The sequence below is a fragment of the Methylomonas rhizoryzae genome, from assembly GCF_008632455.1.
Taxonomy (GTDB): domain Bacteria; phylum Pseudomonadota; class Gammaproteobacteria; order Methylococcales; family Methylomonadaceae; genus Methylomonas; species Methylomonas rhizoryzae.
In genome coordinates, this window is sequence record NZ_CP043929.1 from 4,098,871 (window position 1) to 4,122,068 (window position 23,198).

The 23,198-nt window shown below is 59.9% G+C and carries 3 protein-coding genes; 1 reads left to right on the forward strand and 2 read right to left on the reverse strand.

What is annotated here, in order from left to right; all coding sequences use genetic code 11:
* Positions 1–556: 556 nt before the first annotated feature.
* Entirely contained in the window at positions 557–20,989 is a 20,433-nt protein-coding gene (locus tag F1E05_RS18140; RefSeq protein WP_150050968.1) for a choice-of-anchor D domain-containing protein, read from the reverse strand.
* Between the two features lie 307 nt (positions 20,990–21,296).
* A complete protein-coding gene (locus tag F1E05_RS18145; protein ID WP_150050970.1) occupies positions 21,297–21,923 on the reverse strand; it encodes a DUF938 domain-containing protein in 627 nt (208 codons plus the stop codon).
* Positions 21,924–21,972: 49 nt separating this feature from the next.
* Between F1E05_RS18145 and F1E05_RS18150 the strand changes: the two genes are divergently transcribed.
* The gene (locus tag F1E05_RS18150) at positions 21,973–23,103 is read left to right on the forward strand and encodes a GNAT family N-acetyltransferase (RefSeq protein WP_150050972.1); all 1,131 of its coding nucleotides are present in this window, start codon (positions 21,973–21,975) and stop codon (positions 23,101–23,103) included.
* The last annotated feature ends 95 nt before the right edge of the window (positions 23,104–23,198 follow it).

A 23,198-nucleotide genomic window follows, 5' to 3' on the forward strand; every position in this document is an offset into this window, starting at 1 on the left:
AGACGTGCGTTAGCGAAACGATTCCCACGCTCGTTAGGGCTAGAGCAACATATATAATCTCTCTTTCGTTAGTATCAATTGAATATTGGATCATGGCTCATTGTCTTGTCCGCATAACTAGTGATTAGATAGTTTCCGTATATCTACTACAAAAGCGGTGTTGTACCAATAACTTTATGACTGCCAGGGGTTTTTCCCAACTGTATATCATTCGGACTATGCCAAAAGCAGCGTTAGAGGTTGCCATGTTAGCGGTTCCTGTATCGCTTAGCCGGGCATTTGAGGTGCATAGGTCGCGAACGATGGGCTTCACGTTGTTCATCCTCCGGTTCTAATTTATTGCCTTTCCGTATATCCCGAAAGCTAGGTAGTTATTATGGGCACCGCTCAATTCGTTGTTTGCACTATGGTTGTTGTTCTGCGCCGAGTGTCCCGGTTTGGCGATATCCGAGTTGACGGGAATGCTAGCTAAGCTAGGACAATCGAGTACAGCCAATATCCCAAACACCCGCACCGCCACCGGTTGGCAGCAGTGCGGGTACTGGAGGAACGTCACTTAAGCCAAGGTCAAGCTGACCACGGCGCCCTGAGTCGTCGATGCCAACAAGGTGCCGTCCGCTTGGAAGGCCAGACCGCTGACCCGATTGTTGCTGTCTATGCCTTGGCTGGCGGCGTCGAACTGACTGACTTCGGTTAGCGTGGCACCGGCATCGTCGATGGAATATTCGACCAGGGTGGATACGCCGTTGTAGGCGCCCAGCCACAAGTGGCCGGTGTTGGGATCGATGGCCAAGCCGCTCCAGCTTTGCACGTTGTACGGCGCGCTGAAGCTGGCGACCACGCTGCCGTCGGCCGCGCTGACTTCGACGATTTGGTTGCCGTTGTTGGCGGTCAGGAAGAGGTTGCCGGTGCCGGGATCGTAAACCGCGCCGGTCAAATCGTGGTTGGCGGTCAAAGTCAGCGTCGCCAGGATGCTGCCGTCGGCCGGGTCTACCGCGAAGACTTTGTCGGTGTTCGGATAACCGTTGAATACCAGCAGGCTGCCGCTCGGCACGTTGGTGCCGCCCAGGCTGATGTCGGAAGTCAATACTTCCAGTCCGGCGTGATTGTAAAGATACGGCGTACCGAAGGCATCGGTCAGGGTAATGGTTTGCAAGGTATCGCCGTTAGCCGGATCGATGCGTAGCAAATGGCCGGGGTTACTATAGTCGCTGACCCACAATTCGCCGGCGGCATTGACGGCAACGTCGCCTAGATTGGTGCCTGCCACCGTCACTTTCAGCAGATTTAACGCCAAACCGGCGCTGGTACCGCCGGCAGTGGTGACCGCGACGCTGCCGAAGCCGTTGTGGTCGAGATCGGCGGTGTCCAGCACCGCATAACCGTTGTAGACGTAAGTGCTTCTATTGTTGTCGTAGTAATAGCTGACGTCCACGCCGTCGCCGGTTGCCGTGTCGTCCACGGTAACCCCGCCAACGGCATATTGGGTGCCGCCTTCGACGAAACCGGCGCCATATAGCAACAAGCTGCCGTTGTAGTCGAAACTGTCCAGCAAAGGTACGATTTGCAGCTCCAAGGTGGTATCGCTGCCCAACATGCGCACTTTGACCACGCCGTTGGCATCCAGCGGCGCGGTAAAGCTTGCACTGCCGGCGCCGTCGGCGACCGAATCGGGGCGGATACGCACCGTTTTTTCGTTGCCGTCATAGTCGGTATAGGTCAGCAATACGTCGCTGGTGCCGGTAAAGCCGCTGCCGCTCAGGGTAAAGCTTTGACCGGGATTGGCTGAAGCTTTACCGGCGTCGGCCGGCGTGCCGGAGGCGGCGGTGCCGCTGATGCCGGCCAGATCGACGTTGAACGCAGCGCTGCTGCCGCCGGCGGAGACCACGCCGATCGGCCCGAAGGTACCTGCGGTGATCGGCACGGTCATATAGACCCGGCCATTGACGTATTGGTTAAGGGTGGCATTGTAGATCAGCTGCACGTCCGGGCCGGTGCCGGTGCCGGGATCGTATATGACCGTGCTGTCGGCGTCGGCGCCGAAACGGTAAGCATTGTTTGCGCCTTCCACGAAACCGCTGCCGTACAGGTAAATCTGCATCGAGCTGCCGTTGATGCCGATGACTTCCACCCCGGTAACCGCCGGGACGATTTGTAGCAACAAAGCGGCGCCGTTTTGGTCGCCGACGATGTGCACCGTACCGGTGACCGCATTCCACGGCACTTGCACCTGGATTTCGCTGCCGTCCTCGTTGACGCTGGTCGGTTTGACCACGACATCGCTCAGATTGCCGGATTGATCGACCACTTGGAACACGATGTCGGTGGTGGCATCGAAGCCGCTGCCGGTCAAGCTAATGGTTTGGCCCGGATTGGCGGAAGCGCCTTCGCCGACCGCGCTGCCGCTGTCCGCGGTCGCGGTAATGCCGGTGAAGCTCGGCCCGAACGCGGCGCTGGTGCCGCCGGCTGTGGTGATTTGGATGGGCCCGCCGGCCGCGCCGTCAGGTACCGGAATCGTCAGACTGGCGGAGTCGACGTATGGTAAATAGGACGAGCTATAGTCGCGAATATCGACGCCACCGATCGAGACGGTAGTAGCGCCGTCCATGTAGCCGCTGCCGGTGATGGTAAGGTTGTTGCCGATAAAGCCGTTGCCGGCGCTCATGCTGAAGTCGTTCAACGTCGGTACGATTTGCAGCAGAATGCCGACGTTTTCGCGTGCTAAGCGGACTTGGCCGCTGATCGCGGTACTCGGCACCACGACTTGTAGGCTGTTGCCGTCTTCGGCGACGCTGGTGGGCGACACGGTTTGTTCGCGCAAATTACCGCTGCTATCGACCGTCGTGAAGACCACGTCGTCGTCGCCGGTCAGGCCGCTGCCGGTCAAGGTGACGGTCTGCCCGGTATTGGCCGAAGCGACGCCGGCTTGCGCCGGGGTGCCGCTGGCGGCGGTGGCGGTAATGCCGCTCAAGCGGGTAGTGCTGCCGGCCAATCGTTCCACGCTTAATGTGTAATCGCCGACCAACGATGAGCTGGTGCCGCTGCCGCTGACGGTGGGATCGTAGTTGGCGTTGTAGTAACCGCTGACGCCGAGGTATAGGCTACCGGTATACGGTACAGTGTACTGCAGCTCGGACGAGTCTCCGGCGAAGAAGTAGCGTGACGACAACTGGTTGCCGTCGGCATCGAATAAGCGTAGCAAGTGATAACTGTCGCCGGTGTCTACGTTCAAGGTCAATACGTCGCCGCCGTTCACATTGAGTTTGAACATGTCGACGTCGAAACCGGCCAGGGTGCCGCCTATGCTGGCGCTGACCTCTTGGCTTTGGTTGTTGCCTATGGTCAAGGCCAGCGCGTCGGCCAAGGTACCGGCGACGTCGTCGGCCGGGGCCAAATTATCCAAAGCGGTAACGCTAGCGCCTGTGGTCAGGCCGGCGCTACCGCCGCCGGTACTGACGCCAATCACCCCGGCGCTTACACCGTCCGGAACCGTCAGCGTAACCAGCTGCTGATCTTTGGACGAACCGCTGCCGTCGCGCAGGGTGCGGATGTCAACTACGGTAGCGGCGATGCCGTCAATCGTGAAGACTACGTCATCGGCATTCAATCCGGAAGCCTCGATGACAAGGGTATTGCCGGCGGCGATGGTGCCGCCGACCGAGCGTAGGGTCGGCACGACTTGCAGCTCGAAGCTGGCGTTGCTGCCCAAGACGGTGACCGGGCCGGTGACGGCCAAGGCCGGTACCTGGATGGTCAATTGCGTGCCGTCGCCGTTCGGGGTACCGGTGCGGGTAATCAGACCGGCTTGGCCGCTGTCGTCTATGCCTTGGAACTGCACCAGGGTGTTGTAGGTAAAGCCCTGGCCGGTCAAAACGATGGTTTGGCCGGTGTTGGCTGCCGGGCTGTCGGCGTCTGCCGCCAGCCCGCTGGCGGCTTGGGCCTGGATGCCGGTAAAGCCGGCCAAGGGCTGGTTGCCGAAAGTCGGCCCGGCCAGTTCGGCGTAACCGCCTTCGGTGGTGATACGGATCGGCCCGTCCAGGGTCAACGGCGACACCGCGTTGAGGGCGGTGTTGTTGCTGTAGATGTCCAACGGGCTTTGGTTGAGGTATTGATCCGGGATGGCGATGCCGCCGATAGTGAGGGTGCTGGCGCCTTCCATGAAGCCCGAGCCGTACAGGTAGAACAGGTTTTCCTGGTTGGGCCGGCCGTCCATGCCGGTCAGGGTCGGTACGATCTGCAGGCGGATGCCGTCGCTGCTGTTCAGCGTTTGCGCGACTTGCAGATTGTAGTTGCTGACGCTGTCGTGCAATACGCTGACGCCGTCCACCGACACGTCGAACACGTCCGGGCCGTTGACGCCGTCCCAACTGTCCAGTACGTACAAGTCGAAACTCAGCGTGTAGGTCTGGCCGGCGGTCAAGCCGCTCAAGTTCAGGGTTTGGCTGGCGTTGTTGAAGCGGCCGGAAAACTCGGTGAAGTTGGCTTGATAGGCGCTGCTGGTGGCCGGATCGCTCCAGGCGGCGTCGGCGCCACCTTCGAAGTCGTCCTGGAATACCGTGCTGCCGCCTTGTTTGACCAGGACGTTATCGATACCCCAGCTTTCGTTGCTTAAGTCTTCCAAGCCGCCGTCGGCGAAGCGCACTTCTGCGCTGTCGCTGCCGGCGGTGAAGCTGACCGTGACTTGCCGGTAGATCGAATCGGTATAGCTAGTAAAGCCCAAGTCGCGGGTGCCGAGGTTGCTGATGCGGACGTCGCCGCTGGTGGCGGTTGGCGGTACCAGCACCTGCAGGCGGGTGCCGTCGGCGTTGATCAGCTGCGGCACCACGGCTTGCAAGCCGACGTTGCCGTTGCTGTCGCGGACCGGGAACAGCACTTGGGTGCCGGGGCCGAAGTTGGAGCCGGTCAGTTCGATGATCTGGCCGGCGTTGGCGGAGGCTTGGCCGGCGTCGGCCGGGGTGCCGGCCGCGGCCAGCGCGTCGATGGCGGTCAGGGTCGGAGCCAAGGTGGCGGCGTCTTTGCCCAGGTCGATTTTGACCACGATACCGCTGGTGGTTGCAGCCAGCAGGCTGCCGTCGGCGGCAAAACTCAGGCCGCTGATGCGGTTGCCGCCGTCTATGCCCTGGCCGCCGGCGTCGTAGCGGCCGACTTCGGTCAAACTGGTGCCGCCGGCGCCGATGGCGTATTCGACCAGCTCGCCGCCGCCGTTGTAAGCGCCCAGCCACAGGTGGCCGGTGGCCGGGTCGATGGCCAGGCCGCTCCAGCTTTGGATGTTGTACGGCGGTTCGAAGCTGGCGACCACGCTGCCGTCGGCGGCGCTGACTTCGACGATTTGATTGCCGTTGTTGGCGGTCAGGAAGAGGTTGCCGCTGGCGGGGTCGAATACCGCGCCGGTCAAATCGTGGTTGGCGCTCAAGCTCAGGCTGGCCAGGATGCTGCCGTCGGCCGGGTTGACGGCAAACACTTGGTCGGTGTTCGGGTAGCCGTTGAATACCAACAGGCTGCCGGCCGGTACGTTGGTACCGTTCAAACTCATCTCGGCAGCGACGATTTGCAGGCCGGAATGGTTGTACAAATACGGCGTGCCGAAGCTGTTGGTCAGGGTGATGGTTTGCAGTACGGCGCCGTTGTCCGGGTCTAGGCGCAGCAAATGGCCGGGGTTGGTGTAATCGCTCACCCACAAATCGCCGGCGGCATCGATGGCGAGGTCGCCCAGATTGGTGCCGGCGGCGGCTACTTTCAATTGGTTCAACGGCAAGCCGGCGCTGCTGCCGCCGGCGGTGGTGACCACGATGCTGCCGAAGCCGTGGTTGGGCAGGTCGGCGGAATCCAAAATCGCGTGGCCGTTGTTGATGTACGTGCTGCGGGTGTAGTCGTAGTAATAGCTGACATCTACCCCGTCGTCGACGACGGTGTCGTCGACCGTAACCCCGCCGACCGCGAACTGGCTGCCGCCTTCGACGAAGCCGGCACCGTACAGCAACAGATTGCCGTTGTAGCTATAGCTTTGCAGTACCGGCACGATTTGCAGACTCAAGCGGCTGTCGCTGCCGAACAGGCGCAAGCTGGCAATGCCGTTGGCGTCGTAAGGCACGGTCACGGTGGCGCTGCTGCCGTCTGCCGACACGGTAGCCGGGCTGACCTTGACCATCTGCGGATTGCCGTTGTAATCGGTATAGCTAAACAGCACGTCGGTGGTGGCGCTGAGGTCGGCGCCGCTGATGGTGATGCTTTGCCCGGGGTTGGCCGAGGCCTGACCGGCGTCGGCCGGCGTCCCGGACAAGGCGGTGGCGGCGATGCCGTCCAGGCTGGTGGTGAAGGCCGCGCTGACGCCGCCGCCGGTTTTGACCGTAATCGGCCCGAATGCCCCGTCGGTCAGCGGTACGGTCAGTACCACCCGGCTGTTGACGTACTGGTTCAGGTTGTTGTCGTAAGTTTGCTGTACGTCCGGGCCGGTATTCGCGCCGGCGTCTAACAAGACCAAGCCGCTAGCGCCGAAGCGGTATTCGCTGTTATTGCCTTCGACGAAACCGGTGCCGTACAGGGTGATGTTGGCGCTGCTGCCGTCGGCAGCGACGCTGTTTACATCCATGCCGGTGATCGTCGGTACGATTTGCAATTCCAAGGCCGTGGCGGTTTTGTCGCCGAGTACCCTCACTACCCCGCTAATCGCGTTCAAAGGTACGATCACTTGCATTTCGGTGCCTTCGGCATTGACCAAAGACGGGCGGACGATGATGTCTTTAGCGGTGCCGGATGGATCGACCACGCTCATCACGACACTCGTCGAGTTTTTGAAGCCGCTACCGGTCAGCGTGACGGTTTGCCCGGAGGTTGCCGATGCACCGCTGCCGCCGGCGGTACCGCTGGCGGCCGTGGCGCTGATGCCGGTTAAGCTCAAATCGAATATCGCGCTGCTGCCGCCGGCGGTCACGATTTGGATCGGGCCGGTCGCTGCGCCGTCGGGCACCGTCAAGCTCAAACTGGTGTTGCTGACATAGGGGCTATAGCTGCGGCTGTAGTCGACGATGACTTGATCGCCGATGTTGATGGTGGTGCTGGATTCGGTGAAACCGCTGCCGCTGATGTTCAGGGTACCGCCGATGAAATCGGCGTTGGGGAACATGCTGACGTCCTCCAGGGAAGGGACGATTTGCAGCAATACGCCGCTGGAATCGCGTTCCAAACGGACGGAGCCGGTCGTCGCGTCGCTGGGCACTATGACGGTCAGGCTACTGCCGTCCTCTGCCACGCTGGCTGGATCGACGGTATTGGAATACAGATTGCCGGAACTATCGATAGAAGTGAAAACGATTTGATCCTCGCTGGTCAGGCCGCTGCCGGTCAAGGTGACGGTTTGCCCGGTATTGGCCGAGGCGACGCCGGCTTGCGCCGGGGTGCCGCTGGCGGCGGTGGCGGTAATGCCGGTCAGACGAGAGCTATCGACCGCCAATCGTTCGATGTTTAACGCATAATCGCCGGTATAGAACGACGATTCGCCGCTGCCGCTGACGTTCGGGTCGTAGCTGGAGTTGTAAGCACCGCTGATGCCTACGAAATAACTGCCGCCGGCCGGTGCGGTCCAATGCATTTGTTCGGTAGTGTTGCTGTAAAAATAGTTGATGTCCAGCTGATTGCCGTCCGCATCGAATATTCTCAGGATATGGTAGTCATCATTGCTGTTGCTCAGGTCGAAACTCAGTACGTCGCCGCCGTTAACGTCGATACGGTACATGTCGACGTCGAAACCGGCCAGGGTGCCACCTATGTTGCCGTTAACCTGCCGGCTTTGATTGCTGCCGACGTTGAGCGTCAGCGCGGTATCCAAGGTGCCGCCGACGTCGTCGGCCGGACTGAGCGGGTCCAGCACCGTGATGTTAGCACCTAGGCGCAGGCTGGCGATGCCGCCGCCGGTTCCAACGGTTATCACGCCGGCGGTAATGCCGTTGGGCACGGTCAGTGTCAGCAATTGCTGGTCGTTGTAATAGGAATACGTGCCGTCGTACAAGGTGCGAACGCTAAAGTCACCGACCGGGCGGCCGTCGATGTTGATGATCAAGTCATCGGCATTCAATCCGGAAGCCTCGATGACCAGGGTATTGCCGGCGGCGATGGTGCCGCCGACCGAGCGTAGGGTCGGCACGACTTGCAGCTCGAAGCTGGCGTTGCTGCCCAAGACGGTGACCGGGCCGGTGACGGCCAAGGCCGGTACCTGGATGGTCAATTGCGTGCCGTCGCCGTTCGGGGTACCGGTGCGGGTAATCAGACCGGCTTGGCCGCTGTCGTCTATGCCTTGGAACTGCACCAGGGTGTTGTAGGTAAAGCCCTGGCCGGTCAAAACGATGGTTTGGCCGGTGTTGGCTGCCGGGCTGTCGGCGTCTGCCGCCAGCCCGCTGGCGGCTTGGGCCTGGATGCCGGTAAAGCCGGCCAAGGGCTGGTTGCCGAAAGTCGGCCCGGCCAGTTCGGCGTAACCGCCTTCGGTGGTGATACGGATCGGCCCGTCCAGGGTCAACGGCGACACCGCGTTGAGGGCGGTGTTGTTGCTGTAGATGTCCAACGGGCTTTGGTTGAGGTATTGATCCGGGATGGCGATGCCGCCGATAGTGAGGGTGCTGGCGCCTTCCATGAAGCCCGAGCCGTACAGGTAGAACAGGTTTTCCTGGTTGGGCCGGCCGTCCATGCCGGTCAGGGTCGGTACGATCTGCAGGCGGATGCCGTCGCTGCTGTTCAGCGTTTGCGCGACTTGCAGATTGTAGTTGCTGACGCTGTCGTGCAATACGCTGACGCCGTCCACCGACACGTCGAACACGTCCGGGCCGTTGACGCCGTCCCAACTGTCCAGTACGTACAAGTCGAAACTCAGCGTGTAGGTCTGGCCGGCGGTCAAGCCGCTCAAGTTCAGGGTTTGGCTGGCGTTGTTGAAGCGGCCGGAAAACTCGGTGAAGTTGGCTTGATAGGCGCTGCTGGTGGCCGGATCGCTCCAGGCGGCGTCGGCGCCACCTTCGAAGTCGTCCTGGAATACCGTGCTGCCGCCTTGTTTGACCAGGACGTTATCGATACCCCAGCTTTCGTTGCTTAAGTCTTCCAAGCCGCCGTCGGCGAAGCGCACTTCTGCGCTGTCGCTGCCGGCGGTGAAGCTGACCGTGACTTGCCGGTAGATCGAATCGGTATAGCTAGTAAAGCCCAAGTCGCGGGTGCCGAGGTTGCTGATGCGGACGTCGCCGCTGGTGGCGGTTGGCGGTACCAGCACCTGCAGGCGGGTGCCGTCGGCGTTGATCAGCTGCGGCACCACGGCTTGCAAGCCGACGTTGCCGTTGCTGTCGCGGACCGGGAACAGCACTTGGGTGCCGGGGCCGAAGTTGGAGCCGGTCAGTTCGATGATCTGGCCGGCGTTGGCGGAGGCTTGGCCGGCGTCGGCCGGGGTGCCGGCCGCGGCCAGCGCGTCGATGGCGGTCAGGGTCGGAGCCAAGGTGGCGGCGTCTTTGCCCAGGTCGATTTTGACCACGATACCGCTGGTGGTTGCAGCCAGCAGGCTGCCGTCGGCGGCAAAACTCAGGCCGCTGATGCGGTTGCCGCCGTCTATGCCCTGGCCGCCGGCGTCGTAGCGGCCGACTTCGGTCAAACTGGTGCCGCCGGCGCCGATGGCGTATTCGACCAGCTCGCCGCCGCCGTTGTAAGCGCCCAGCCACAGGTGGCCGGTGGCCGGGTCGATGGCCAGGCCGCTCCAGCTTTGGATGTTGTACGGCGGTTCGAAGCTGGCGACCACGCTGCCGTCGGCGGCGCTGACTTCGACGATTTGATTGCCGTTGTTGGCGGTCAGGAAGAGGTTGCCGCTGGCGGGGTCGAATACCGCGCCGGTCAAATCGTGGTTGGCGCTCAAGCTCAGGCTGGCCAGGATGCTGCCGTCGGCCGGGTTGACGGCAAACACTTGGTCGGTGTTCGGGTAGCCGTTGAATACCAACAGGCTGCCGGCCGGTACGTTGGTACCGTTCAAACTCATCTCGGCAGCGACGATTTGCAGGCCGGAATGGTTGTACAAATACGGCGTGCCGAAGCTGTTGGTCAGGGTGATGGTTTGCAGTACGGCGCCGTTGTCCGGGTCTAGGCGCAGCAAATGGCCGGGGTTGGTGTAATCGCTCACCCACAAATCGCCGGCGGCATCGATGGCGAGGTCGCCCAGATTGGTGCCGGCGGCGGCTACTTTCAATTGGTTCAACGGCAAGCCGGCGCTGCTGCCGCCGGCGGTGGTGACCACGATGCTGCCGAAGCCGTGGTTGGGCAGGTCGGCGGAATCCAAAATCGCGTGGCCGTTGTTGATGTACGTGCTGCGGGTGTAGTCGTAGTAATAGCTGACATCTACCCCGTCGTCGACGACGGTGTCGTCGACCGTAACCCCGCCGACCGCGAACTGGCTGCCGCCTTCGACGAAGCCGGCACCGTACAGCAACAGATTGCCGTTGTAGCTATAGCTTTGCAGTACCGGCACGATTTGCAGACTCAAGCGGCTGTCGCTGCCGAACAGGCGCAAGCTGGCAATGCCGTTGGCGTCGTAAGGCACGGTCACGGTGGCGCTGCTGCCGTCTGCCGACACGGTAGCCGGGCTGACCTTGACCATCTGCGGATTGCCGTTGTAATCGGTATAGCTAAACAGCACGTCGGTGGTGGCGCTGAGGTCGGCGCCGCTGATGGTGATGCTTTGCCCGGGGTTGGCCGAGGCCTGACCGGCGTCGGCCGGCGTCCCGGACAAGGCGGTGGCGGCGATGCCGTCCAGGCTGGTGGTGAAGGCCGCGCTGACGCCGCCGCCGGTTTTGACCGTAATCGGCCCGAATGCCCCGTCGGTCAGCGGTACGGTCAGTACCACCCGGCTGTTGACGTACTGGTTCAGGTTGTTGTCGTAAGTTTGCTGTACGTCCGGGCCACTGCTTGGGTCTAAGTCTTGCACAACCGACGCGCTATCGCCGTTGCCGAAGCGGTATTCGCTGCCGTTGCCTTCGACGAAGCCGCTGCCGTACAGGGTGACGCTGGCGCTGCTGCCGTCGCTGCTGACCGAGTTGATTTCGAAACCGCTAATGACAGGCACGATTTGCAACGGGAAGGTACCGTCGGCAAAATCGGTTCGCACCTCGCCGACTTGCGAATACACGACAATGTCGGCGGTGACGGCGTTCATGGGGACCACGAAATAAGCGACGCCGGTGGCGCTGTCCCAGCGGTTGGCCTTGAGGCTGAGCGTGGATTGGCTGCCGCCGGCGTCTATCACGGTGAAATCCGCTTTAGCGGTGGACGGATCGAAGGGTACCGAAATGCCGAATTGTTGCCCCGGGTTGGCGGCCGGTGCGGTAGGCACGTCCGGTACGCCGGATGCGGCGACGATATCGCTGGCCGTGCGGATGCTGAAGTTGCGTACTATGGGATCCGCCAGGCCATTGCCCGCCAAGTCGCTGATTGCGGTGGCCGGCAGGGTAAAGCGGTAAGGTCCGGGCGGCAGGATGCCGGCGATCAGGAAACTGACCCGCTGTCCGAACGCGCGGCTGTCGATGCTCACCGGAATATTGACGTCGTCCTCGGTATCCAGCACGCCGTCGGTTCCGGCGCCGATCAAGGTGACGCCGGTGGACGTTAACAGCTCGGTATCGATCGGTTCGTCGAATACGACATTGATGGCGCGCACGATGTAACGTTCTTCGCCTTCGTTGACGTTGACCGAGGTGACGTTGGGCGCGAAGGTGTCCGGCACCACGTCCACCGTGATCAAGTTGGACAAGGCTTCGTTGCCGCCGGTATCTGAGGCTCTAATTTGCACGGTAAAGCTGTCGCCGCCTGTGGCGATGGCCGGTGCTTGGGTGAACAGTTCGAACGGAAAGGCAATGTCGTTGGCGACCACTTGGCCGTTGACCAACAGTTCCACGTTGCGAACCTGCACGTCGTCGGTGATAGTCGGCAGGATGCGGATGCTGTGGCCTTCCAACACTTGAATGCCGTCGGTGGCCGGGTCGGCGTCTATGCCGTCGACGCTGATGGAGACGGTTGGGGCCACGCCCAAGGTGTCGAAATTGACGTAGTTGACGATTTGTAAACCGCCGCTGCCGTCGGCCACAAAGGCCAAGCCGTTGGCCAGGACGACGTCTTTAGGCGTTTGCGGCAAGTCGATGCGGGTAACCAGATTACCGGTATCGGTGGGGTCGGCGACGTTGACCACGTCCAAGGCGTTGTTGCCGAATACGCCGCCGGGGTTGCCGACGCTGACCGCCAAGCCGGATCCGTTGGCGACGATGGCGTTACCGCCCAGGTTGGTGCTGTCCGGCCCGCTCAACAAACTGAGGTTGCTTGGGTCGCTGACGTTTACCGTCGAGAAACCGCCGTTGAAACCGTCGTTGCGGCCGATATAGGCCACCCCGCCGCCCACGAACAATTTGCCGCCGCCGAGACCGACGTTCAGCGAATCCAGGGGCGTCAATTCGTCGCCGGCAATGCCAATCGTGCGCAACACGTTGTTTCTGTCCAGGCTGAACAGGGTGTTGCCGTCTATGGCCAGATCGGCCAGGGTGTTGCCGCCCAACGCCGATAAATTCAAGGTGTTTATCAGTTCGCCGGTGTTCAAATCGACAGTTGCGATGTCGGTACCTGTGGTGACAAAAGCCACGCCGTCGCGAATGTCGACGTGGGTGACCGGGTTGACGAAAGCTAAGGTTTTGCTGAGCACCGGATTGCTCGGATCGGCGATATTCACAATGTGCAGACCGGCGCTGCCGCCGGCCACCGCGGCAATGTTGCGGGCTGCGTCCACCGCCACATCGGTGTTGTTGCCGTCCAGCGCCAGCTCGGCCAAAACCTGCGGCGAATTGAATTTGGAGGCATCTATGATGGCCAAGCCTTTGTTGCCGGTAGCGACCAGTGCGGTCAAGCCGGAATCGCCGGACGTCGAGCCGAGCATGGCGACGGCTTCCGCGCTGCCTTGCAGGCCGACCGAGGAAACGATGCCGGTCGGTATCGCCAAACCGCCCAAGGGATCCAAGCCTTGCTCGATTTCGGTGAAATCGTCCAGCGAATCTTTATCGGTGTCGGTTTTGTTCTGGTTGGTGCCGATGGCGAATTCGGCGTCGTCAGGCAAACCGTCGCCGTCTGTGTCGATGGCGGTGGAAGGCCGGAATACTAGGCCGGAGGCCAGATCGGTACCGCCGCCGGAAGCCGGGGTAGTGCCGGAACCGTGGGCGACCAAGCCGCTTTCCGGATCGAATACCGTGATTTTGTAAGCCTTGTCGGAGGGCAGGAAGAATTCGAAATAACCGTCGTTGCCGCTTTGGGTGCGTAACACCGTGCCGTCGACTTCGACCGCGACGTAATCGTTGCCCCAATGATATTGGTAAGACTTGTCGTAACCGGTGCCGACCACGTTGACTTTCAGGGTGCCGTTAGCTGGGTCGTTAGTAGTGACGTTGACTGTGCCGCGCAACAAGCCGGTAGCGCTGGGGTCGAATTTGACTTCGAAAGTGTAGGTTTCTCCGGAAGCCAGCGTGATCGGATTGGTATCCAGGTCGCTTGGCGCGTTGACCAGACTAAAGTCGCTGGCACCGTTCGCTATCGACAGGCCGGAAATTACCAAGTCTTGTTGGCCGTCGTTGCGCACCGTGAAGCTGCGGGTGACTTGGCCGGTTGTCAGATCGGCGCCGCCAAAATTGTTGTTGGCGTAAACCGCCGTTGCGGTGGCTGCGGCGTTTTGGCCGAAGCCGGCCAGATCGATTTTGGTTAGACCGTTGACTGCGTTGCTATTCAGATTGATCGTGCCGGTAAAGCTGCCGATAGTTGCCGGGCTGAAGTTCAGCGTGACGTTAACCGATTCGCCCGGATGCAGCACGGTGTTCGGGGCTAGATTACCCAACGTGAACGCGCCGCCGGCCGAGGTCAGGCCGGCTATGCTTAGGTCTTCGTTGCCGTAATTGATCAGCAACAGGTTTTTTTGCACCGTGCCGCCGACCGCTACGTTGCCGAAATCCATGTCGCCGAAGATGCCCATTTCCGCGTCGGCGTCGAATACCGCCAAATGCGGGCCTTGGAACACCAGGTTGGGGGTTTCCGGCTCCTCGCCGCCATCTTCGGCCGGGGTAGAGAAACCGCCTTCCACCACAATGTTTTGGTAATAGTAATTGGAGATGACTTGTGCGTCGGCCGCGGTATAGTTCAAATCCAGCGACATTTTCAGCGCGGTACTGGTTTGAGTTTTTAGCGACAGATTGCCGCCGTGCGAGGACGGCAAGTCGCCGGCATGGCCCATCATTAAGTCCAGCGTGTTGCCGGGGCCGGTTTGTTTGCTGGGATTAGGCGCGAAGGTTTTGTAGGTGTGGGCCAAACTCAGGGTATGCCCGAATTCGTGCGCCGCGGTCTCAGCCACCATTTGAATAAAGGTTGCCCGCGGGGTGGCTTGCGCGGCCAAATCCCAATATTCGAAATGGGTGTCGGGATGGACGTTGACGTCCCCGTCGTATTCGGGGTTAATGGAATTGTCCAGTCTGAACGCCAGCTCGGCCTTGCTGTAGTTGTTCATGTTGTTGATGACGGTGGAGACCGTATCTTCGCTGGAGCCGCTGCTTTGGTCGAATACGTTATCCACGCCGCCGGCCGGGCTGGAAGTGCCGTACAAGCCGGCCTTGGCGACGCCGCCTTCGCTATAAGTGCTGAATACGATTTCGATTTCGTCGCCCAGCAAGGTGCCGCCGCCTACCAAGCCGTCGGTAAAGCCGCTGTAGAAACCGTACATCGCGGTCGCGATGTCGTTGGCCAGATCGCTGCGTTCGTTCGGTTTGGCGGTAACACCGTCGTCTTCCAAATTATCGAACAGCTTGATTTCGGCAGCGCTAACGAAGGAATAATCGACGTTGCCGTCGCTGCCGCCGGCGATGGAGGCCAGGGTGGATTCCAGACTGCTGACGTCGATATCCCACACTTGCTTGTCCGCGCCGACGCCCTTTAAGTCGATCGTGCCGGCCACGTCGCCGTTTTGCGGGTTTTTAATCTCTAATTCGTCTGTCAGTTCCTCGCTTGCACTGAGCAGGCCCGAGCTGACCGGATCGAACCACAGTTCTCCGCTGGAAGAGGCGTCGAAGAAATGGGTGCCGCTGCTGATGTTCAGTTCGGGTTTTTGCGAGCCGGTGCGGAATTCGATCGGGGCAACCCGGTGGATACCGGCAGCGCCGTCGTTGATGGTTTTGGAGAATTCGGTCTGGCCGTCGGTATGGTTGTCGTCGGTAGCGTCCACATAACGGGTCAACAGATATTCTTTGGTGGTGGTGTGGGTGCTGCCGTCCGGCCGGCCGGTGACTTCCTCGATGGTGATGGAACTGCCGAACAGCACGTTCTTTTCGAAGTCTTTCATGCCGTTGGCGGATAGCTCGGCAAAGGTTTTAGCCACCATGTCGAAGGTCTTGGTGATGCCGGTGCCTGCGCGCAATGCGAACGAATCGCCGGTCAGGGCGACGTCGCCGGTTTGTTTCATGTAATCGCCCAGCGGCCCGTCGACCGTGATGGTAACCTGGATGTAGGGCTGTTTTTCGTCCGGTAAATCCGGGGCCGGTTGCGGACAGCCGGATGGATCGGGCGGAGTCGGCGGCGTATCCGGTAACGGATCGGGCGCAGTCCAGCTCATGTCCGGGAAGTCGAAGCTGCCGCCTTCGTCGGTAATCAGCGGCAGCGTAATGTACTCTTTCGGATCACTGGTGTCGTTAGGATCCGGCTCGTGCGGCGGCATCGGCGGAGTTGGGGCGCCGCCACAACCTCCGGGCGGCGTCATGCCGTGCCAACCCGGCGCACGCACGCCGGAACCGGGGTCGGAAACCACGGTCAAGCCGTCGGCCGATACGGTGCCGGTGCCGTTGATGACCAGCATGCCGGTGGTGTGGTCGAAACTCAGAATGTTGAGTTTGGTACCCGGTGCGGCGTTGAATACGTTAGGAAAGGTAATCTCTACCGGGTCGGTGAAGGTAGCGATGCCGGGCGCCTGGATGGTAATGTCGAAGGTGTGTTGCAACACGCCGGGCGGCAGCATGTCGCGCACCAATTCCGGCGGTACCGTGGCGATACCGATCTGCGCGTTGTCCACTATAGTGCCGTCTTCGCCGACGGCGGTGCCGGGATTGATGGTCAGGGTTAGTTTTTCCCTCTCTTCCGGGGTCAGATTCGGTGCGGCGTCGGCGTTGGCCGTAGTGATGGTGGTCGGTTCGCTGTTGCTGACGTCCTGCAATACGGTATTGGCGATGCGCGGCAGATAGGCTTCCACCCGGTCGGCATTGGCCAGTTTTTCTTCGTCGCTGCCCATGCTGCCCATCACGGTGTTGGTGACGCCGGCTTTGATTTCCAGCGCCATGACCATTTCCGGGAAGAATACGCCGTCCGGCGCATTGGTGGCGGTGCGGCCGTCTATCGCCAATTTCACTTCGCCGGCCGGAACGTCGGTCAGCTCGAAATTGCCGTTTTCATCGGTATAAACGAATTGGTCCTCGTGGCCCAGGATAAATACCTTGGCGTGGGCTATCGGCAATTTGAACACGTCATCGGCGGTATGCGGCACGCCGTCCGGGCCGCGGCGGATGTCGTCGAAAGTCATAGGCTCCAGGTCTGGACCGGGGTCGACCACCTTGCCGATCAATTTAGTGCCGGTAATGGCCGTGGTGCTAACCGTGGTGAAGCTGACCGTGGTCTCGCCGCCGGCCGTGCCGTCGCCGTCCGCGTCCAGAAAGCTGCCGTCCGCCGCGGCGCGGATTTTGGAGCCGTCCACATGAATGGTGATTTCCGAACCGCCGGGCATGGGATTGGTGAAAAACAGCCAGGCGAAGCTGCCGTCGGCCGCGGGAACGATGGTGGTGGCCAGTTTGGTGCCGTCCGGCGCCGTAGCGTACAGATTTTTACCGGTCAGCGTGGCGGGGTTGACCGCGCGGCTGAAATTGATTTGCGGACGCTGGGTGACGCCGACGTTGGCGCTGCCGTCGGCCGGGCTGATTTTAGTGATGGTAAACGGTGCCAGCGCGTCGACCTTGACCGTCAAGGTTTGCACGGTTTGGTTGCCGGCCGAATCCTGGGCGGTGATTTTCAAACTATGTTCGCCGACGCTCAAGTCGCCGTATTGCAATAAGTCGTCGAATTTGCCGGTGCTGTCGTAAATCAAGCTGCGCACCGTGCCGGTGTCGAATTGGTAATTCAGCATGGTCAGCGTGGTGCCGGTGCCGTCTGCGCTGCCTTTCAAGCGGATGTTGGCGGTCAAGCTGTCGCCTTCGGCCAAGCTGGTTACGGTGACGGTCGGCGCTTGGGTGTCCAGCGTAAAGGTGCGGGTATAGGCGCCGCTGGCGTTGCCGGAGGCGTCGGTTGCCATGATGGATACGCTATGGCTGCCGTCGGCTGAGCCGTCCAACGCAAATGCGGTGGAAATACTGAATTTGCCTTCCGCATCCAGGTTCAGCGTTTGCCAGTCGCCGCCGTCGATGCGGTATTGCGCGCCGGCTACTCCGGATAGATTGTCCACTACTTGTCCGGTCAGGGTCGGGTTGTCTTTGGCGTAAGCGGCGACATTGTCGACGATGACTACCGGCGCCTGGGTGTCTTCGGTCAGCGCAAAGCGGGTCAGAACCGCGTTGGCGACTTGGTTGCCCAGCGCGTTGCCGGCCTGATTGGTGAATTCGTAATGAATACCGCCGTACACCCGGCTGCGGCCGGCTTCTTGCGAGGCTTCGCTAAAACTGGTGTAGTCGCGAGTGACGCCGGGTAATGTCGCCGAAGTGGTGCTGAACGCGACGTCGTCGCCGAAAGTGGCGGCCAATACCGTCGCGGCGGCGGCGCTGAAGGTGGAGTGGCCGGATACGTATTCCGGGTGCGGCGGGGTAAGAAGCAAAGGCCGCCAGTCGTCGTCGTCCTCGGTGGCCGGGTTGTTGTCGAACTCGGCGTCTTGAATGGCGGTTATCGGCCGCCACAGGCCGTAGGTGTATTTGGCGTCCCAACAGGCGATACCGGCGTCCGCCAGGGCGACGTTCAATTGGGCAAACAAGCGCACGTTGGCGCTGAGGCTGTTGCCCTGGGCGAAAGCGACTTCGGACGCGATTTGGTTCCAATGCCCGGGCGGGGTGAAGCTGCCCTTGCCGTCGGCCCAAAACAAGGCTTGTTCCGTTTGGTCCGCGGTTCGGGTACTGCTGTCGGCGCTGCCTAGAGCTTTGATTTCATTGACGGCTTCGGTGTATGCGGCGCTGTCCAAGGCCGGAGGCGGGGCCGGGCGGAATTCGTCCGCCGAATCCAGGGCGAACGGCGTCACATTCCCCCAATGCGGTTCGTCCGGTAAGTCGAAAGCCGGGGCGGTAGGCCGCCAGGCGCCGGGTTCTTCGCTGCCGATATAAGTATCGTAGTCGTCCGAGCCGTCGTTTTCGCGTATGGCCCAGACCGCATCGGCAATACTTAACCCCAAGGCGATGCCGTTGTCTTTGGCCGCACCGTCGGCTATCAGGGTGAGATCGGAAGCTAGAGCTGCATCGAAAGTGGCTTTTTGCGCCGGGTAGCTCAAGGTCAAAATGCGGTAGGCGGCGGTGGCCAAGGCGGCCTGAGCGTCGACCTCGCCGGTTAGCGAGCGCTGTACCATATAGGCTTGCGTGCCTTCGATAGCCGCCAAGGTATCGTATTGCGCCAAGCTGAGCATGGCCAACATACGGGTGGCGATCGGCGGGTCGGTCACGTCGCGCTGGATGGCGTGCAAGGCAATGTCGTTCCAGGCCAGTACCGGGTCGGCCTGGGTTTGATCGACCCGGGTCAAAGTGCGGGTTAATTGGTTGACATTGCCGGCCGGGTCGGTAATGGCTAAAGTGATGCTATTGTCGCCAAGCGTCAGTGCTACGCCGGGCAGGGTGAAGTTACCGTTGTTGCCGACTAAAACCGTTTGGTTGCCGTAACTGACTTGCGAGCCGGCTTCGGCGCTACCGCGCAACACTACGTTGGCGGCGGCGGTTTTGCTGGTGTCGCCGCCAACCGCGTCGGTTTCGGAGACTCCGAAACTGGCGAATTGGGCTACCGTATCCAGCGTAAAGCTAAGGTCGAATGACTTAGTGCCGCCTTCGGCATTAGTGGCTAAAAAGTGAATGGTATGGGCTCCGTCGGCTATTTGCTGGTTCGGGAATAGCGCAACCAATTCTTGATGGCTGATTTGAAAACTGCCGCCATCCCCGACTTTGCCGCTGAAGTCGCTGTAGCCGGTGGCGTCGTCGAATCGAACCTTGAGTTGAATGCCGGTACCGGAGGTGTCGACGGTTCCGCTGACGCCAATGTTGTTGGTGACGTTGTTGGTGCCGGGGTTTTGCAAGGCAGCGGACAAGTCGATCAATACTTCCTGGCCGGGGGCTTGAGTCAGGAACTGATCCACATCAGCGGACGATTGATTTCTGCCGCCGATTTTGACCCGAGCCGGGAAGGCGGCCGCAAACACTTTGGTGGTGCCGGTCAAGTCGCCTTGCACAGTGATTTTTTTGAACGGGGTGCCGCTCAGCAAGCTGTCGTCGCCGTCGTCGTAACTGCCGTTGGTCGGATTCATGCCGATGCGAATCCGGCTGTCGGCGACGTCGCCTTTAACGAAGAAGTTGGCGATGGCGGCCTGCCCGAAGCTGTCGGCCGCATCGCCGGTGCCGCCCAAGGCACCGTCGCTACCCAGGTTGGCGCCGATGTTGAGTACGGCGGCGTTCAGATTCCGCCCGACTTGCAAGTTTTTGACGTTAGGCGTATCCAGCGTGCCGGCCAAATCGCCCTTGGTTTTCAATAAGCTGATTTCGCCGGTAAAGGTGCCGTGCCAACTGCCGGAAGTGCTGTCCAACAACAAACGGCCGGTTTTACCTAGCACTAACCATTCGCCGCTGCTGTCGCCGCCTATCGTGGCGCTGCCCAGGGTCATGCCTTTGGCGTCGGCTTGCGACAAGTTCAGGTCGGCTTGAAAATCGCCTTTAATTTTCAAGGCCGCCAACGACGGAGCGGTTAGGCTGTCGGCGGTATCGTCGGCATCCAGCCACTCGTTGGCGGTGAATTTGCCGATGGCCGTGGCGCTGTCGAAGCTGAGGTCTTTGATGTCTTTGGCTGTGACGTTCAGCTTGCCGCTGGTGCCTTCAATGACCACGCTACCGCCCAATACGTCGTCCAAGCTGAGTTTGGCCAGATTGCCGCCGATTTGGATATCGCCTTGTAATGGCGCGTTGATCAGCTTGATCGAGCTGAGGCCGGTAGCGCTGGTTATGCTGCCTATACTGCCGTCGCCGTCTTTGATGTTGACGGTCAGGTTGGAGCGGTTGCCGGTATCGGCCAGCTGGATAGCGAATTGGCCGTCGGCATAGCTGACGCTGCCGCTGCCGCCGCCGGTCAGTTTGAAGCTGGCTTCGGTACCGTCTTCGGTCTCGACGTTTAAGGTGACGTTGCCTTTGTGGCCGTCCACTTCGCCGAACGCCCAAATGTTGTTCAGGGTGCCGATGTTGGTGACGTTGTTGGTCTCGTCGTTTTCGGTGAGCTTCGCGTTCGGGTCTGCCTCCGCGAACAAGGTGTAATCGCCGGGGATTAAGTCTTTCGGCAAGTTCAGCTTGAGTTTTACGGTTTTATCCTGACCGTCCGCCAATTTGCCGGTGGCTTTGCCGCTGCCCAGCAAAATGTCGTTTTCGTCCAGCATGTCGTCTAAAGAGGCCCAGACCGCGACTTCCGGTTTGCTGACCGAGGCATCGCCGTCGTTGCTTAGATTCAGCGTGACCGAGATGCGGTCGCCCGGCACTTGGTTTTCCAAGGCCAGGTCTTGGCCGATGTCGATTGCGAGGTCCGCACTGAGCAAAAGGCGCGGCTCCAGGCGTTCCAGCTTAAGGTGTTGCGGAGAATAAGGCGGATGGTTGGGCCGATTGTCGGCGGAAGGCTTCTGATGCTTATCGCGTATGGACTGAACCAAGGTTTTAAGTGTGAAGCCGTTGTTGCTGCTCGTGATGGTGTGCCGTTGTTGCGGTTTCATGGCCGTAACCTCCGCTGATTGTTATTTTTGTAGTGATGGGGGGCAATCTCTTGCCGTATTGCTGGATGATAACCAAAATTTAACAAAAGTTAACTTTTGTTTATGGTTATTTTCGTCGGCCCCGGTCTAGCCTGATTTGGCGCTACTGTTTGTTAAGCGCAATTAGACAAGTAGCGAGACGTTTTGCTCCTGACAGTCGCCGGTCTCACGGGAAAGGCAGACGGTCTATTGTTCAGGTCTACAGCGGGATGGTAATTCAAGATGAAACGCCTCCCTCTTATTGGGTTGGCGGCGGTTGGCTTTGGGACTAATTTAGGCTAGTCGGTTGAGAATCCGTTCGGCGTTGAAAAACCAATAAGCGGTTGTTAGCCGGCATGGCATGGTCGGCTGTAAGCGTCATGCCGATTTGCGCCGCTAGTCCGGCGATGTGTTCGAAATGTTTGATGCAGCTTAAAGGGTTGCGCTCTTTGAGCCACGCATCGAAGCGGGCATTGCTGGCGCTGGTGTAATTCCCGGCATAGTTGAAGGGACCGTAAATACAGAGAATCGCCTGTTCGGATAGGTAGACGTTCAAACGCAGGAACAAGGTTTCGACTTCCGCTTGGCTCATGATGTGCAGGGTATTGGCGGTAAACACGGCTTCTATTCGTTCGGCCGGCCAAGCTTCATCGTTGACGTCCAGCGATAGCGGTTGTCCAAGATTCGCTAGCTTTGCGTCCGCTTGCCATAGCCGAATGCCGGGCAAATTGTCCCGGCGATCGGTCGCTTGCCAGAACAGGTGCGGAAGGTTGGCGGCAAAATAGCAGGCGTGCTGGCCGGTCCCGCTGCCGATTTCCCAAATCGTCGTCGGCTTTACGAAGACCGTTTGCAAAATTTCCAATATCGCTTGTTTGTTGTTTTCGCAGGCTTGCGAGAAGGGTTTTTCAGTCGTCATGGCGGACAATCGGTGCTATGGTGAAGTTTTGACTGTAGCGCGAATGCCGATGCAAGTAAAAGTTATCGCCAGTCTGGCCCAAGTGGCGGCACAGGACTGGAATCGTTTATTGGTCGACGCTTATCCCTTCCTTCGCCACGAATATTTATCGGCTTTAGAGCGTAGCGGTGCGGCCAGCCTTGCTACCGGTTGGCAGGCAAGGCATTTGTTGGTGCTGCAAGGGGAAAGTCTGATTGCCGCGTTGCCTATGTACCAGAAGCAGCATTCCTGGGGTGAATACGTGTTCGACCAGCAATGGGCGCTGGCGCATGAACGATACGGTTTGGAATATTACCCCAAATGGTTGACCGCGATTCCGTTCACGCCTTGTCTGGGGCCGCGGTTGTTGATTGCGCCCGAAGTCGATGCGCGTTTGATTTGGAATTTAGTGTTAGACCACGTTCGCGCTCAGGCTATTTCCTCTTGGCATTGTTTGTTTCCCGACGCGGTACAGTTGGGCATGTTGCGGGAGATGCAATTGATCGTTCGCCATGATGTACAGTTTCAGTGGTTTAATCGGGGATATAAAGATTTCGACGATTATTTGCAGGCGCTCAATGCAAGCAAACGCAAAATGATTAAGAAAGAACGCCGGCGGGTAACCGAACAAGGCATCGATATGTTGCAAATAGCCGGGACGGAGGCTACTCCGGAGCAATGGCATGTGGCATTTCAGTTTTATTCGATGACCTACTACAAACGGCGGCGCGAGCCTTATTTGTCCGAAAGCTTTTTTCGACAAATCGCCAAAGAGATGGCGGAGAGCTGCATATTGGTATTCGCAGTTAAAGACGCCGCTTACGTCGGTGCAGCCTTATTTTTTGTCGGGTCGGATTGTCTGTACGGACGCTTTTGGGGATGCCGCGAAGAATACGACGTTTTGCATTTCGAAGCCTGTTATTACCAAGGGCTGGAATTTTGCATTCAACAGGGCTTGCAGAGATTCGATTCGGGCGCGCAAGGCGAACACAAGATTGCCCGAGGTTTCGAACCGATACTTACCCAATCCGCCCATTGGATCAAGGATCCACGGTTTGCCAGATTGATTGCCGATTTTACCGAGCGTGAAAAACAGCATGTTTTAAAATACCAAACCGATGCCGCGAGGCTTTTACCTTTCAAACAAACGACTGCGACCTAAAGCAATAGAGGCGGCCGCGTTTCGGCAATTTGACCGCGTTGTAAGCAGGTACGGCTACAATACACTGGGCCCGGCTGATTTCCTCCTTTTACAGA